A 14,744-nucleotide genomic window follows, 5' to 3' on the forward strand; every position below is an offset into this window, starting at 1 on the left:
ATGGTCGAGTTCGTCATATGCAACCCTTCCGTGACACGTGCAATGCTTCATCAAAAGATGCGCAGCCGCCTCAAGCTGGTCGGATAAGTCTCGTGCGGCAGCGTACCTTCGCATGCAGGCAAACGAAACTTGCGAGCGTGCGATGAGTTGACGATGATCCAACACAACTAGGAGCAATCGTCATGAAGACATCACTTTGCATTCTTGCCTCCGCGATGCTGCTGGCTACGCCTGCCATGGCGCAGTCGTCGTCCCAGAACAACGCGACGACCGCGGCGCCCAATATGCAGCCGGCTGCCTCGACCGCCTCCATGCACAAGGAAGGTGAATGGCGTGCATCGAAACTCGTTGGTGTGAACGTCTATAACAACAGCAACGAGAAGATCGGCGACATCAATGATCTGATCCTGGATTCCAGCGGGCGGGTTGCAAACGTGGTGATCGGGGTGGGAGGATTCCTTGGAATGGGCGAGCACAACGTCGCCGTAACATTCGATCAGCTCAAATTCGCCAAGGAACCGGTGAAGACTGCGTCCAGCGATGGCGCTGGAAAGACCGGCAATGCCGGTTCGACGAGCACGACGGGAAGCGCATCAACGTCGGCCCACCGAAGCGACAATTGGTATCCGGACCACGTGGTGCTGAACGCCAACAAGGATCAGCTGAAGAAGATGCCTGAATTCAAGTACTGAGCCGATTTCGGTCGGTATTTCCAACATGCTTATCGGCGGTGTCATCTGAGATGGCGCCGCCTTTTCCAGTTGTCTTTGATCCGGTCGGCTAGATTTGTGTAGCAGGAAAAGCAGTCTTGAATTTCCGCATTGAATCGATCAGCTTGCGTGCCGCTGGCTGAGGTCGACGATGTCTGATGAAGCACTGCCGGAAGAGGTAGAGGAGCTTGTCCGACGCTACATTCGCTCTGTGGCGCAGCTCGAAGCCCTTTTGTTCTTCCACAAGCGGCCCGGCGAGCGCTTCGACGTGGAATCGCTCGCTGCACGTCTTTACGCGGGCAAGATCGAGATGGCCGATGCTCTAGCGTCCCTGAGGAAGGATGGCTTCCTCGACGGCGAAGCGGGGACCTATGCCTTTGCGCCGCGGCCCGAATTGCGGCCAGTGGTCGATAGCTTGGCCTTGGCGTATTCGCGGCATTTGATCCCAATCACACACATCATCCACAACAGCCCACACCGCATCCAGGCATTTTCAGATGCCTTCAGGATTCGAAAGGATTAGTCATGGCTGCGGTGATTTACACGCTTTGCGCGATCACGAGCGGCTTTTGTGCATGGCTGCTCGTTCGGGCATATATCGGTAACAGGTCGAAGTTGCTCCTATGGAGCGCCGTCTGCTTCGCGGGTCTAACTTTCGAAAATGCTGCTCTGTGGATCGATAAGATCGTATTTCCTCAAGTTGATCTTTCCGCCGTGCGGCTATCGATCGGCCTGTTCGCCATGACGGTCCTGCTTATCGGCATGATCTGGGAGGCCGACTGATGGACCATTTGAATCCCGTTCTTTCAGGTGCGACGGCATTCGCATCGCTCCTGGCGAGCATATATTTCCTGAAGTTTTGGCGTAAGACGGGCGACACCTTTTTCCTGCTCTTTGCGGCTGCGTTTGTGATCGACGCCGTCGCAAGATTTGTCCTGGCTGTGGTGCAAGTGACGAATGCGAGCGAGCCGGTGTACTTCATCCCGCGCCTGATCACATTCGGTCTGATTGCGCTTTCGATCGTAGGGAAGAACGCGCTGCCGAAGAAGCGCAAGTGAAGCGCGAATTCAAGAGGCGCTGACTTGCAAGATTACTCGGGGTGCAACCGTACAACCGGTTTCGCGCTTTGAACGACGGGCAGGGGAATCGACCACCGACCTTGCCCGGGACGGATGGACAGGTCATGCGGTCAGGAGAGGCGGACCCCAGCCGAGGAGCGCTGGGATTCCAACTCCCGCCGCGCGCTAATTCACCCGCACGTTGGCGGGCTGCTGTGTGGGACAGGAGTGATCTTCGGCAGAGCGCGCACAGCTTGCTACGTGACGAAACACGGTACAGTTCTGTACAATAGCAGCCGATCTGCCCCGCTGCCGCTTGCCCGCGGGCGACCTCCGAAGGATATTGCGCAGGGGGCTTTCATGATCAGCAAATCGAATCAAACGGCACTCAATGTCTTTCCGCAAGCGTACTGCCTGTCTTGCGAGGAAAAGACGCCGCATCGGCATGAACGGCTGGCAATCCACGGTACGCAAATGGCACGTGCGACTTGTCTCACCTGCAACAACGAGCGTACGGGCTTTGAGGAGGGGAAGCGGCTCGCCAATCCGAGCTAACAGCAGCCGTCCTTTGGTCTGGTATATGTTCGCTCACTACTGCTTAGCGCAATCGGCAGTGCCCAATGCGCCGCGAGAGCTGCGCCTGCTAGACGGCTCGAGCAAATGCCTGCGGACAGTCGGGGTAGCTCCGGAGTGACCCCGATATCGTACAAGGAGTTCTTCCGCTATGGCATTTTCGGCTTGGCGGTAGCCGCAGTCGTGGCGTTCGGTATCTCGCCATTTACCAGAGGAATCGTACAGCAGTGGTCGCGAAGCGATGTTGAAGCCAGATCCAAGCTGGTCTTCAACGCCATCCAGCCGTTGCTTAGTCGTGATGTGGAAGACCAGGCGTGGGACCGGCTCTCGGACCTTTTCAAGAGAGTGGCGCTCGACAAAAAGATTCTCGCGGTTGGATTTTGTGATCCGGAAGGCTCGTTGCTCGCGCCAACACCGGAGATGCCGGCGAGCTTCTCCTGCGAAAAGTCGGCCAAATCCGAGAACGAGAGTTTCGCAAGCATCGCCAGCGGCGGGCGACGAATTCTCGTAGCTGCGTTTCCGATCTCGAGTAGCCGAGGTCGTTCCTACCTCGTCATTCTAACCGACCTCAGCTTCGCGGCGGCCAGGTCCAGCCAAGTGCTGGCGTATCTGCTTGCCGCGCTTGCCAGCGTCGTTCTGGTCCTGACCGTTGGCACGATCATTTTCGCCGTCCTCATGATGCGCGGCTGGATGAAGGCATTGCGACGCGCGGTCGAGGAAGTCCGTCGAGGTGCTCAGGGAGTGCCACTCCAACTCGGTGGCTCGTCTATTGATCGAGAAATTCACAAGCTGTTGCGTAGCGCCGAACAAGTTACGTTTACAAGCCAGATCGATTGGACGCCGAAATCGCTTCAGGAGGTGCTGCAAAGCGTCCTCCCGGGGGCCGAAGTTCTCGTCCTTTCCAATCGGGAGCCCTACATTCACAACACTTCGGAAGCGGGGACTGTGGTGCAGCGGCCGGCGAGTGGATTGGTCTCGGCCCTGGAGCCGATCATGCGTGCCTGCGGTGGCACTTGGATCGCACACGGCAGCGGCAGCGCCGATCGGGAGACCGTCGACGACCACGATAGGCTCCGCGTCCCCGAGGCAGCCCCGGCCTACACGCTTCGGCGCATCTGGATCTCTGAGAAAGAACAGGACGGATATTACTACGGTTTTGCCAATGAAGGGCTCTGGCCATTGTGCCATATCGCTTTCGTGCGCCCTACGTTCAGGTCCAGCGACTGGCAAATGTATCGGCAGATCAACCAGCGCTTTGCCGATGCAGTCGTTGCCGAGGCGCGCGCCGAGGACCCCATTGTGCTGGTCCAGGACTATCACTTCGCGCTTGCTCCAAGATTGATCCGTGAGCGCCTGCCCAGGGCGACGATCATAACCTTCTGGCACATTCCGTGGCCGAATGCGGAAACCTTCAGCATCTGCCCATGGAAGGCGGAGATTATCGAAGGATTGCTCGGCAGCACCATTGTTGGATTTCATACCCAATTTCACTGCAATAACTTCATCGAGGGTGTGGATCGCTTCTTGGAGAGCAGGATCGATCGCGAAGTGCAGGCAGTCAGCCTTGGAGGACATGAGACTAGAATACGTGCTTATCCAATCTCGATCGAATGGCCGCCAAGGGAACTGGAAAAGCTACCACCTCCCACGGAATGCCGATCCAGTATCATCTCGCAGTTCGAGTTGGCGGAAGGAACGAGACTGATTGTCGGTGTCGAACGCTTCGACTACACCAAAGGCATCCTTGATCGTATGCAGGCGGTCGACGCGCTCTTGTTGCGCAATCCGGCCTGGAGGGACAGGGTTGCGTTCATCCAGGTCGCAGCACCCACGCGCAGCAAACTCAGCGCGTACTCGAAGCTCCAGGCTGAAGCGGAGGCGCTCGCTGCCGAAATAAACGAGCGGCACCGCGGTCGCCAACCCTTGATGCATTTGGTCGCGCGGCACTACGAGCCGTCAGACGTGTTCCGGCTGTTCAGAGCGGCCGATGCCTGCGTCGTCAGCAGCCTGCATGACGGAATGAACCTCGTCGCGAAGGAGTTCGTTAGCTCGCGAGAAGACAACGCTGGGGTCCTTATCTTGTCGAGCTTCACCGGGGCGTCACGAGAATTATCCGAGGCTCTCATCGTCAATCCCTATGACACCGAAGAAATGGCATCGGCTATCGAGCTTGCACTTACAATGCCAATCGAGGAGCAGGCCGAGCGCATGAAGCTCATGCGACAGCAGGTCAAGGAGCATAACGTCTATCGCTGGGCAGGCACGATGCTGGTGGACGCAGCGAGAAGTCGCACCCGCGAGCGGGTTCTTGGCCTGGCCACCAAGGCCGGTCATGGCGTGAAGCAGATCTGAGCGAACTCTCCAAATGCCGATTTTTCAACAAACACCGTACTGAAGCGTACCGTTCCCTCTTTCCACGGCGAATAGCTCGCTGGCACTCTTGTCGTTCGCGAGCTGTTGCCTTGGGCATGTGGACTGGCATGTGGAAAGGAAGGCGGAAATGGACATACTGATCGGAGCTGTCATGATCGCAGCTGCAGGCGTCCTGATTTTCATTGGGCTCCCGAGTCGCGCTGGCGATCATCCAAAATTCCTGCGCTTCGAAGCCGCTCTGGTTCTGTACCCTCCAGTCATTCTGTCGTTTCTGGGCCTTGGCGCCGCGGCGCTGATTTCAGGCCTGCTCACCAGATAGTCGCCTTTCGAACCATGAGACGGTTCTCAAAATCCGCCGGAAAATGCGATCCGTCAGCCGCGGAGGTGGAAACCAATCGTCCAGGAGGCTGATGCGTAGCCGGCGCCGATAGCGCAAGCCTGAGTAGACGTGGCCTCCTTGGGGCTTAGCGCGCTGGTCTCGGCCCGCCAGATTCCCGAAACGAACTCAGCAGGCGATCCAGCGCCGGGCTCGCGGCACGGCGGAGCTCCTGAAGATTTCTCTGCGATAGTGCCCGCAGTTTCTGTTCACCTCTCCCGGTCAGCTTGAGGCGCACACGTCTGGCATCCTGCGGGTCGGCAACCCGGCTTACTAGCCCAAGCTTGGCCAAACGATTGATCAATTCAACCGCCGAGTGAGGTCGGATCAGCAGAAAGCGCGCAACATCACCGACTGTCGCAGGACCCGGGCGCACGAAGCCCTTGATGCCAAGCAGCGCCTGATGCTGCGTAGGCGTCAATCCCTGCTTTGCTGCGGCTGCCTCGCTGAAGGCCAGAAAGCTCCGGATTTGGTACCGGAACTGCGCCAGCGCAGCATAGTCGGAGTCATGCATCGTGTGGGTGGCTGCGGATGGCGCAGACCTGACCGCAGTCGCCCGTTGCGCCTTCTTCACCTGAACCATGCCATGCCGTCTCCGTGCTTCCCACCCGGCGACGCGGGCCGTTAGCCAAAAGTAGCAAGCAGGAGCGCCCGCACCAAGCAGCGGGAACTCCGGATACACAGCTATCCGGTGCTCTACTCGAAGCTCGAGAGTAGGATCTTCACCAAGATGACCTGAAAGGCGATCGGGATCCGGGCGCTCCTCCGCCTGATCGAGCGCTGCAGCGCACCGGCGATCTCGGCGCCGGTCAGGTTGCCTGCCGAGGCATTGGCGATCAGCTCACTCCACATCTGCGACAGCGAACCGCCGGGCGGGATTACCGGCTTGATGGTCACGCCGCAGGCCTGCGCCCAGTCCACGATCTCCCGCATCGTATGCGGCCCGCAATTGCGCGCCGTCGCGAGACGTTCGGCCGTGAGCGCCCGCAGCAATTCGCGCGACGGCGACCAATTCCCTTTCGGCGGTTGCTCGCCGTTGAGCTCGACTGCGAGCTCCTTCAGGACGTTCTGGGCACGCACGCTCAGCCGCTTCATCGGCCCGGGCACACGCTTCGCCTGAACAGAGCCGACTGCTGGTCCCCGCTCACCGGTCGTTCGATTGCGAGGGTCGGGCATGCGCGAGGCATCGCCGGACTGTGGTGTCGCCCCCTGTCCGTTCACCTCTTCCGCCGACCACGCCGCCTCCTGCCGCTCCGCACCTTGCGGCCACGACCGTCGCTTCCGGGTACCCGCCACTGTCGTTCGCCGCGCCATTTCACTCGCCAAGCTCGCCAGCCTCGTACTCACAAAGGCTAATATATATCGTTATCCGATATGTTTTCACGTGATAATTTTTGTCGTTCGACCAAAGGCGAAATTGACAGCGGGGCTTTACACGCAATGCTAAGCGCCAAGAGCTACACGCGGATGTGACGTGCCGGCGCAGCAGGCCTTTGCGGTCGGCTGGCGCCGGACAGGTAGTGCTGGCGCCTGCAAACAAGAGTGATATTCGGAGGAAACGATCATGACTGACGATCTCATTCGCCGCGGCATCTCGCGCCGTGGTCTGCTCCAGACCACCGCCGGCCTCATCGGCGGCTCCATGCTGCCGGCGATGCCGGCCTTTGCCGACGACAAGCCGGCGATTGGCACTTATCCGGTTGGCGTGTCGGGTTCCACCGCCTTCATCGGCATCTCGGTGCCGCGCACCGGCACCTACGCGGTGCAGGGTGAGGACGAGCTCAAGGGCTACCAGCTCGCGATCGAGCACATCAACGAAGGCCACCAGCTGATCAAGAAGATCTCGCCCAAGACCAGCAAGGGCGTGCTCGGCAAGGAGCTGAAGTTCGGCGTCGCCGATTCGGCGGCCAAGCCGAACGAGGCGGTGCAAGCGCAGCAGCGCTTCATCAGCGAGAACAAGGCGATCATGATCACCGGCGGCACGTCGAGCGCCGTTGCGGTGGCGCTGAACAAGCTCGCTCAGCGCGAGCATGTGATCTTCGTGTGCGGCATTTCCGGCTCGAACGACACGACCGGCAAGGACTGCGTTCGCTACGGCTTCCGCCAGAACTTCTACGGACAGACTGCGGCTGCAGCGATCGGCCCGGTGATGGTGCGGGAGTTCGGCAAGGGCAAGAAAGCCGCGTATCTCACGCCGGACTACACCTACGGCCACACCGTCACGAAGTCGATGCAGGACTTCCTGGCGACCGCTGGCTGGACCACCGTGACCAACCAGGTCGCCCCGCTCGGCGCGCCGGACTATTCCTCTTACCTGCTGAACGTCGCGAACTCTGGCGCCGACGTGCTCATCAACGTGAACTGGGGCCATGATGCGGTGCTGTCGACCCAGCAGGCCAAGCAGTTCGGCGTGCTCGACAAGATGAAGCTGGTCGTCCCCTACCAGGTGCCTTTCATCGCGCGCGAGACCGGCGGCCTGATGCAGGGCGTCTATGCCGCCACCGACTATTGGTGGACGATCGAGGACAAGTTCCCGCTGGCCAAGATGTTCAACGAAGCCTTCGAGAAGAAGTACGGTTACAAGCCCGAATGGGGCGCCGAGAACGCCTATGTCAGCTTCGCGCATTGGGCGCACATGTGCGAGCAGGCCGGCAGCTTCAGTCCTCCCGACGTGATCAAGGCCTACGAGAAGGGCGAAACAATCCCGTCGCTGGTCGGCGACGTGCATTACCGCCCCGAGGATCATCAGTGCGTTCGCCCGGTGATCATCGTCAAGGGCAAGCAGCAGAAGGACATGAAGAACAAGGAAGACTGGTACGACGTCGTCGAGATCGTCCCGGGCGAAGGCCTGATGCAGAAGCCCGACGCCTTCGGCTGCCATCTCGGCGACTACAGCTGAGATCTCGCAAACCCATGTGACGCCGCGGACTGCACTCCGGTCCCGCGGCGTCACCTTTTTCTGACGCGCACCCTCGCGCGCCACAACAGCGATTGTCGCATGATAAGTTGGCCTAACCTCGTTTCACAGCTCTTCAACGGGCTCGCATTGGGTGCCTTGCTCGCGCTGATCAGCTCCGGCCTGACCATCATCTACGGCACGCTCGGCGTGCTGAACCTCGCGCACGGCGCGATGTTCATGATCGGCGGCTATGCCGGCTTCGTGGCCTACCAGTACACGGAATCGTTCATCCTCGCCGTGATCGCAGGCTCGCTGTTCGTGATGCTGCTCGGCGTTGTCATGGAACGCGTCATTATCCGCCACTTCTATGATCGCCCGCACGAGGATCAACTGCTCGTGACCTTCGGGCTCGGCATCTGCTTCGTCGAGCTCGTGCGCCTGATCTTCTCGAGCCAGTCGCAGCTGGTGCCGCCGCCGGCGCTATTCCAGGGCATCACCAACCTCGGCTTCATGTTCTATCCGACCTACCGCCTCGCCGTGGTCGGCATCGTCGCGATCGCCCTCGGCGCGCTGTTCATCATCCTTTACCGGACCCGGCTCGGCCTAATCGTGCGGGCCGGCATCGAGGATTCGGTGATGGTGGATTCGCTCGGCATCAACGTCTATCGCGTCTTCATGGTGGTGTTCGGCATCGGCGCGATGGCCGCCGGCTTTGCCGGCATCGTCAACGCGCCGGTGGTGTCGCTGACGCCGGGCATCGGAGACGACATCCTGGTCCAGACCTTCGTGGTGGTGGTGATCGGCGGCGTCGGCTCGTTTCCAGGCGCGATCCTCGGCGGTCTGATCGCCGGCGAGATCATCAGCGTCACCTCCATGTTCAACCCCGGCTATGCCTATGTGATGCTGTTTGCGGTGATGACGCTCGTGCTCGTGGTGCGACCGCATGGCTTGCTCGGCGTCCAGGGCCGCGAGTAAGCGATTTTCCCATGCTCAAGCAACGCCCATTCCTGATCGAGACACTGACGGCCATCGGCCTGATCGTGGCTCCCTTCGTGCTGCCCCATCTCGGCTTCGCGCCGAACACCGTCAACCGGATCCTGGTCTGGGGCCTGTTCGGCCTCGGCTTCGACGTCCTGTTCGGCTTCACCGGGCTATTGTCGTTCGGCCAATCCGCCTTCTACGGCACCGGCGGCTTCGTCGCCGCCTACCTCCTGACGCGCGCCGGCTTCGGCAACGTGCTGGGTGCGCTGATCATCGGCATGATCGCGGCCGCGGCGACCGGATACCTCGTCGGCCTGATTGCGCTGCGCCGGACCGGCATCTATTTCGCCATGATCACCGTGGCGATCGCGCAGGTGTTCTTCTTCGTCGAGTTCAATCCTTTGTCGGATTTCACCGGCGGCGAGAACGGTCTGCCGGGGGTGCCGACGCCGACCTTCAATCTCGGCTTCACCACGCTCCACTTCACCAATGGCTGGTCGCTCTACCAGTTCATCGCGCTTTGCTACTTCGTCGGCGTCATCATCGCGCTCAGGATCGTGCGCTCGCCGGTCGGCGCTATTTTCAGCGCGATCCGAGACAATCCGCTGCGCGCCACCGCGGTCGGGCACAACATCCACGGCTACAAGCTGACGGCCTTCGTGATCGCGGCGGCTTACGCCGGTTTCGCCGGCGGCCTGCTCGGCGTGCTCCAGGCCTTCATGCCGCCTGATGCCTTCACTTTCGACACCTCGGGCCAGCTCGTGATGCAGACGGCCATCGGCGGCAGGGGCACGTTGTTCGGACCGCTGGTCGGCGCAACCGTGTGGCTGTTCCTGCAGGATTTCCTGCAGTCCGCGCTCGGCCTGGGAGCGGCCTGGAAGCTGGTGCTGGGCGTCGTGTTCGTGCTGCTGGTCTGCTTCCTGCGCGGCGGCATCATCGGCGGTCTTGCCGATCTGTATCGCCTTGTCTCGGACGGGCGGAAGCGGAGGGAAGCGGAAGTGGGGCAAGAGGCCGCTGACGTCGAGGCCGCGCAGCATCTCCCGCCCGCGCCGATGCAGGCGAAGGAGGTCGCGCATCCCGTCTATTCCGGGCCGATCCTCAAAGCCACCGGCCTCACCAAGCGCTATGGCGGGCTCATCGCCAACAGCGACATCGATTTCAGCGTCAACCAGGGCGAATTGCGCGGCATCATCGGCCCCAATGGTGCCGGCAAGTCGACCTTCTTCAAGATGCTGACCTGCGAGATCGCGCCGAGCTCTGGTCAGATCGTGTTCGAGGGGCGCGACATCACGGGATTGAAGGTCACCGAGGTTTGCCAGCTCGGACTGACCAAAAGCTATCAGGTCAACCAGCTCTTCACCGGGCTGACGGTGCGGGAGAACCTGACGATCGCCGCACTCGCAGAGCTGCGCGGAAAATTCCGGCTCGACCTGTTCCGCACGCTCGCCGGCGTCAAGGGCCTGACGGAGCAGGTGGCGCACACGCTCGCTTTGGTGAACCTGACTCGTCGTGCCGACACGCCGGTGTCCGAGCTTGCGTATGGCGAGAAGCGCAGGCTGGAAATCGGGCTTGCGCTCGCCACGTCGCCGCGCCTGCTGCTGCTTGACGAGCCGCTCGCCGGCATGAGCCCGCGAGAGCGTGTCGAGACCGTCAAGCTGCTCAAGTCGATCGCGCGCGGCCGTACCATGATCATCATCGACCACGACATGGATTCGCTGTTCGAGCTGGTCGAGCGCGTCACCGTGCTCCAGGAAGGCCGGGTGCTGGTCTCCGGCACGCCGGAGGAAATCAAGGCCAACGCCGCCGTCCAGGAAGCCTATCTCGGCGGGGTGCACGGAGAAATCGCGGCATGAGCCTGATCGAGGTCAACGGCCTGAACAGCTATTACGGGGACTCCCACATCCTGTTCGACGTCGCCATGCACGTCGAGCGTCACGAGGTGGTGGCGCTGCTCGGCCGCAACGGCGCCGGCAAGAGCACGACGCTGAAGAGCCTGATGGGCGTCGTGACGCCGCGTAGCGGCAGCCTGAAGTTCGACGGCATCGATATCGCCGGCCGAAAGAGCCACAGAATCGCGCAGGCCGGCATGCAGCTCGTGCACGAGGAGCGCCGCATTTTCGGCAGCCTGTCGGTGGAAGAGAATATCCTGCTCGCCGGGATCACGGCGCCCAAACGCTGGCCTCTCGACCGCATCTACGAGATGTTTCCGCGACTGAAGGAGCGGCGTAGCAACCGCGGCACCGAGCTGTCGGGCGGCGAACAGCAGATGCTCGCTATCGCGCGGGCGCTGGTGCGCGATCCCAAGATCATGCTGCTGGACGAGCCGTTCGAGGGGCTCGCGCCCGTCATCGTCCACGATCTCGTCAAGGCCTGCCGCGAGCTCGCCGCCGCCGGCCAGACCATCGTGCTGGTCGAGCAGAATTTGGCGGCGACTCTGGCGCTGGCGAGCCGGATCTACATCATCAACAACGGACACATCGTGCACGACGGGCCGGCTCGGGAGCTCAAGGCACAACCGGAGCTGCTCCAGCGCTATCTCGGCGTCTAGTTGATTTCACCGAGCGCGACATGACGACGCGAAGTCTTCCCGACCTCGCGCCGAAATCGAAATGGAGGTACACGTCAAATGAAATACATTGCGGTAAGAACGGTTCAACTGTTGCTGGCAGCGTCAATGGCGGTGACGACTGCACACGCGGCCGAAAACAAGGTCGTGATCGGCGATATCGACGACATGTCCGGCCTGTATGCCGACGTGATCGGCCCCGGCGGCGTCGAGGCGGCCAAGATGGCGATCGAGGATTTTGGCGGCAGCGTGCTCGGGAACAAGATCGAGTTCATGGTGTCCGATCACCAGAACAAGCCCGACGTTGGAGCCCAGAAATTCCGCGAATGGGCCGATCGGGATGGCGTTACGATGATTCTCGGCGGATCGAACACGGGAGTCAGCTTGGCGATGAACAATGTCGCCAAGGAGAAGAAAATTCCGTTCATCGCAATCGGCGCAGCGGGTGCATCGCTGACCGGCAAGGACTGCACACCCTATACGGTGCACTACGTCTACGACACGACGGCACTCGGCAACGGTACGGCCAAGACCATGGTGAAGCAGGGCGGTAAAAGCTGGTTCTTCCTCACGGCCGACTACGCCTTCGGCACCCAGTTGCAGGAGTCCGCCTCGAAGGTGGTCGATGCCAATGGCGGCAAGGTGATCGGCGCGGTGCGCGTTCCGCTCTCCACGTCGGACTTCTCGAGCTATCTGCTCCAGGCGCAAAACGCAGGTGCGCAGGTGCTTGGACTGGCCAATGCCGGCAACGACTTCACTAACTCGATCAAGGCTGCCGACGAGTTCGGCATCGCGAGGACAATGAAGCCGGCCGCATTGCTCGCCTTCATCAGCGACATTCACAGCCTCGGCCTCAAGACCGCACAGGGCCTGTATCTCACCACCGGCTGGTATTGGGATCTCAACGAGAAGACCCGCGCTTTCGCCAAACGCTACTATGAGAAGACGAAGCGCGAGCCCACCATGAATCAGGCGGGCTACTATTCGGCGACCATGAGCTACCTCAACGCGGTCAAGGCTGCCGGCTCCACCAATTCAGAGAAGGTCATGGCGGAGCTCAAGAAGATGAAGATCGACGACATGTTCACCAGCAACGGCAAGATCCGTGCCGACGGCCTGATGGAGCATGAGATGTATATCATGCAGGTCAAGAAACCCGATGAGTCCAAACAACCTTGGGACTATTACAAACTGGTTCACACTATGTCGGGCGAAGAAGCATTCGGAAAGTTGTCCGACTCGGCGTGTCCGCTGGTTACACACTGATAGTCGTGTTCCGACCGCGTCGTCGCACAAGAGGAGCGCACCCGCAAGTGCGCTCCTCTTGGAGTACGTAACGGGCGGGCGTGCGCGGCGGCACATCCTCGGCGCTTCCTCTCTCGCTGCCGGACAGCCCGACCAAAACTTCGATCCTGGCGGCAACCTATGGTGTCGTGTTGTTCAGCGCTGCGCCAAGCCCCTGTAGAACTCCCCGCAACACCAACCAGAGGCGGATTTCAGTACGCAGGCGAGGTGCCGCCAAGCGCAAGGGCGGAGCCTGACAGGCGTTGTAGCGCGCCGGTACCGCTCCTGAGTCTGAAAGGATTCCGAGCGCCTGCGAGCACACACACCCGGAATGAGTGCCGCCCGAGAGGGGGATGATGCAGCTGCTGCCGCCTGATCCTCTCCACGGCCGACGTCCCGGACGCCGTGTTCCGTCGTGGAAGGTTGAAATGACGCCCATGCGATGTATAACCGGGGCTCGGGTGTTCGCTGTATCGGCAGCGACAGGAAAGCGATGGTCGGGCCGCCACGCGGAGATCCTGCGCCCGTGAACCACAATCCTCCGTTTGACGATCTGCCGAAAGCCCAGCGGCTGGCCGAACAGGCCCTCAACACCCTTCAGCGGTTCCTGCATGTCGAGGCTGTCAGCGGTGTGGTCCTGCTCGCTGCCGCCGCCGCTGCACTGATCTGGGCGAATTCTCCGGTGGCTCACAGCTATCACGATTTCTGGCACCTTCCGGTAACGGTTGGTCTGGGGGAATTCGTCTTTTCACGCTCGCTGCATTTCTGGGTCAACGACGTGTTGATGACCGTGTTCTTCCTCGTCGTGGGCATGGAGATTCGGCGGGAAGTCCACGAAGGCGCGCTGAGCAGGCTGGACCAGGCCATGCTGCCGCTGGTCGCGGCGATTGGTGGCGTCGTCCTCCCGGCACTCATCTATCTGAGCCTTAACGCCGGTCCGCATCGAGGGCAGGGCTGGGCCGTGCCTACGGCGACGGACATCGCCTTCGCAGTCGGAGTGCTCGCCCTACTCGGACGAAGAATCCCGGTCAATTTGCGGGTGTTCCTCCTTGCTCTGGCTATCATCGACGACATCATTGCAGTGCTGATCATCGCGCTCTTCTACACCGCAGGCCTTCAGCCTGGCGGTTTCCTCGTGTCGATGATCGGCGTTGTCGCCGTCCTGGGCTTTCGCCGGATCGGAGTCGGCTCTGCGCTTTTCTACCTCCTGCCTGGTTCTCTGGTTTGGATCGGGTTCATGGCGGCTGGGATCCATCCCACCCTAGCGGGTGTGCTGCTCGGGCTGATGACTCCCGCGCGCGCCATCCCCATGCGGGAGCCACCACTGGAGATGGTCTCTCGCGCTCTCAAGCAATTGCGAAGCAGCGATGCGGTTAGGGCGAAGGATCCGCACAGATTGGCGCAACCACTGCGGGACCTGCGGGTGGCCCAACGGGAGCTACTGCCGCCGGTCTCTCGGGTGCAGACGGCGCTGCATCCGTGGGTGGCATACCTCATCATGCCGATCTTCGCGCTGGCGAACGCCGGCGTCGGCCTGACGAGCGTCGATCTGTCCGCCGGTGGACGTTTGGTGATGCTGGGCACTGCGCTCGCCCTGGTTGCCGGCAAGCCTCTTGGCGTCGTCGGCGCGACTTGGGCGGCGGTAAGACTTGGCTGGTGTCGGTTGGCCCCGGGCGTTTCGTGGGCTGGGGTCTGCCTTGTCGGGCTGCTGGCCGGCATCGGTTTTACGATGTCGATCTTCATCTCGATGCTCGCCTTCTCTGATGAAGGACTGCTGACGGCGGCCAAACTGGGCGTCCTTCTCGGCTCGCTCATCGCGGCCATGCTCGGCCTCGGCTGGGGCTTCAGCCAAGTCCGGCGCTTGTGAAAGTCCAACCGATGCCCTTTAGAGCCCCGCATGTCTCGTTCGTGTCATTTGCCGTCG

15 protein-coding genes are annotated in these 14,744 nt (G+C 61.2%); 13 read left to right on the forward strand and 2 right to left on the reverse strand.

What is annotated here, in order from left to right:
• Positions 1-182 precede the first annotated feature (182 nt).
• The 7 genes from ABIB66_RS00405 to ABIB66_RS00435 all read left to right on the forward strand — a co-directional run bounded on the left by ABIB66_RS00405 (position 183) and on the right by ABIB66_RS00435 (position 5,033).
• Positions 183-692 (forward strand): PRC-barrel domain-containing protein, encoded by a 510-nt coding sequence (locus ABIB66_RS00405; RefSeq protein WP_354211223.1) that lies wholly within the window; start codon positions 183-185, stop codon positions 690-692.
• A gap of 169 nt (positions 693-861) precedes the next feature.
• A complete protein-coding gene (locus ABIB66_RS00410) occupies positions 862-1,233 on the forward strand; it encodes an SMC-Scp complex subunit ScpB (protein ID WP_354211221.1) in 372 nt (123 codons plus the stop codon).
• 2 nt (positions 1,234-1,235) lie between these two features.
• Positions 1,236-1,493 (forward strand): DUF5985 family protein, encoded by a 258-nt coding sequence (locus ABIB66_RS00415; RefSeq protein ID WP_085361826.1) that lies wholly within the window; start codon positions 1,236-1,238, stop codon positions 1,491-1,493.
• Entirely contained in the window at positions 1,493-1,768 is a 276-nt protein-coding gene (locus tag ABIB66_RS00420) for a DUF5985 family protein (RefSeq protein ID WP_007607495.1), read from the forward strand. Before ABIB66_RS00415 ends, ABIB66_RS00420 begins: the two co-directional genes overlap by 1 nt.
• Positions 1,769-2,128: 360 nt before the next feature.
• The gene (locus ABIB66_RS00425; RefSeq protein WP_007607496.1) at positions 2,129-2,323 is read left to right on the forward strand and encodes a hypothetical protein; all 195 of its coding nucleotides are present in this window, start codon (positions 2,129-2,131) and stop codon (positions 2,321-2,323) included.
• Positions 2,324-2,428: 105 nt separating this feature from the next.
• The gene (locus ABIB66_RS00430; protein ID WP_354211219.1) at positions 2,429-4,693 is read left to right on the forward strand and encodes an alpha,alpha-trehalose-phosphate synthase (UDP-forming); all 2,265 of its coding nucleotides are present in this window, start codon (positions 2,429-2,431) and stop codon (positions 4,691-4,693) included.
• 148 nt (positions 4,694-4,841) lie between these two features.
• Positions 4,842-5,033: a hypothetical protein gene (locus ABIB66_RS00435; RefSeq protein ID WP_007607498.1), complete on the forward strand. Its 192-nt coding sequence runs from the start codon at positions 4,842-4,844 to the stop codon at positions 5,031-5,033.
• Positions 5,034-5,178: 145 nt separating this feature from the next.
• On the opposite strand, the gene ABIB66_RS00440 is transcribed toward ABIB66_RS00435, so the two are convergent.
• Positions 5,179-5,673: a MarR family winged helix-turn-helix transcriptional regulator gene (locus tag ABIB66_RS00440; protein WP_354211216.1), complete on the reverse strand. Its 495-nt coding sequence runs from the start codon at positions 5,671-5,673 to the stop codon at positions 5,179-5,181.
• A 113-nt stretch (positions 5,674-5,786) separates the two neighbouring features.
• Complete coding sequence (locus ABIB66_RS00445) at positions 5,787-6,197, reverse strand: hypothetical protein (RefSeq protein WP_354211215.1); 411 nt, start codon at positions 6,195-6,197, stop codon at positions 5,787-5,789.
• Positions 6,198-6,654: 457 nt separating this feature from the next.
• Between ABIB66_RS00445 and ABIB66_RS00450 the strand changes: the two genes are divergently transcribed.
• The 6 genes from ABIB66_RS00450 to nhaA all read left to right on the forward strand — a co-directional run bounded on the left by ABIB66_RS00450 (position 6,655) and on the right by nhaA (position 14,687).
• Complete coding sequence (locus ABIB66_RS00450) at positions 6,655-7,989, forward strand: substrate-binding protein (protein WP_354211214.1); 1,335 nt, start codon at positions 6,655-6,657, stop codon at positions 7,987-7,989.
• A 99-nt stretch (positions 7,990-8,088) separates the two neighbouring features.
• Positions 8,089-8,964 (forward strand): branched-chain amino acid ABC transporter permease, encoded by an 876-nt coding sequence (locus ABIB66_RS00455; protein WP_007607509.1) that lies wholly within the window; start codon positions 8,089-8,091, stop codon positions 8,962-8,964.
• Positions 8,965-8,975: 11 nt separating this feature from the next.
• Complete coding sequence (locus ABIB66_RS00460; protein WP_354253988.1) at positions 8,976-10,823, forward strand: branched-chain amino acid ABC transporter ATP-binding protein/permease; 1,848 nt, start codon at positions 8,976-8,978, stop codon at positions 10,821-10,823.
• The gene (locus ABIB66_RS00465) at positions 10,820-11,518 is read left to right on the forward strand and encodes an ABC transporter ATP-binding protein (protein ID WP_354211210.1); all 699 of its coding nucleotides are present in this window, start codon (positions 10,820-10,822) and stop codon (positions 11,516-11,518) included. Before ABIB66_RS00460 ends, ABIB66_RS00465 begins: the two co-directional genes overlap by 4 nt.
• A gap of 78 nt (positions 11,519-11,596) precedes the next feature.
• Positions 11,597-12,802 carry an ABC transporter substrate-binding protein gene (locus tag ABIB66_RS00470; protein ID WP_502918312.1) on the forward strand — a complete coding sequence of 402 codons (1,206 nt, stop codon included), beginning with the start codon at positions 11,597-11,599 and terminating at the stop codon, positions 12,800-12,802.
• A 511-nt stretch (positions 12,803-13,313) separates the two neighbouring features.
• A complete protein-coding gene (nhaA, locus tag ABIB66_RS00480; protein ID WP_354253992.1) occupies positions 13,314-14,687 on the forward strand; it encodes a Na+/H+ antiporter NhaA in 1,374 nt (457 codons plus the stop codon).
• Positions 14,688-14,744: the final 57 nt, after the last annotated feature.

It is taken from the genome of Bradyrhizobium sp. F1.13.3 (genome assembly GCF_040548265.1).
In the GTDB taxonomy this organism is placed as follows: Bacteria; Pseudomonadota; Alphaproteobacteria; order Rhizobiales; family Xanthobacteraceae; genus Bradyrhizobium.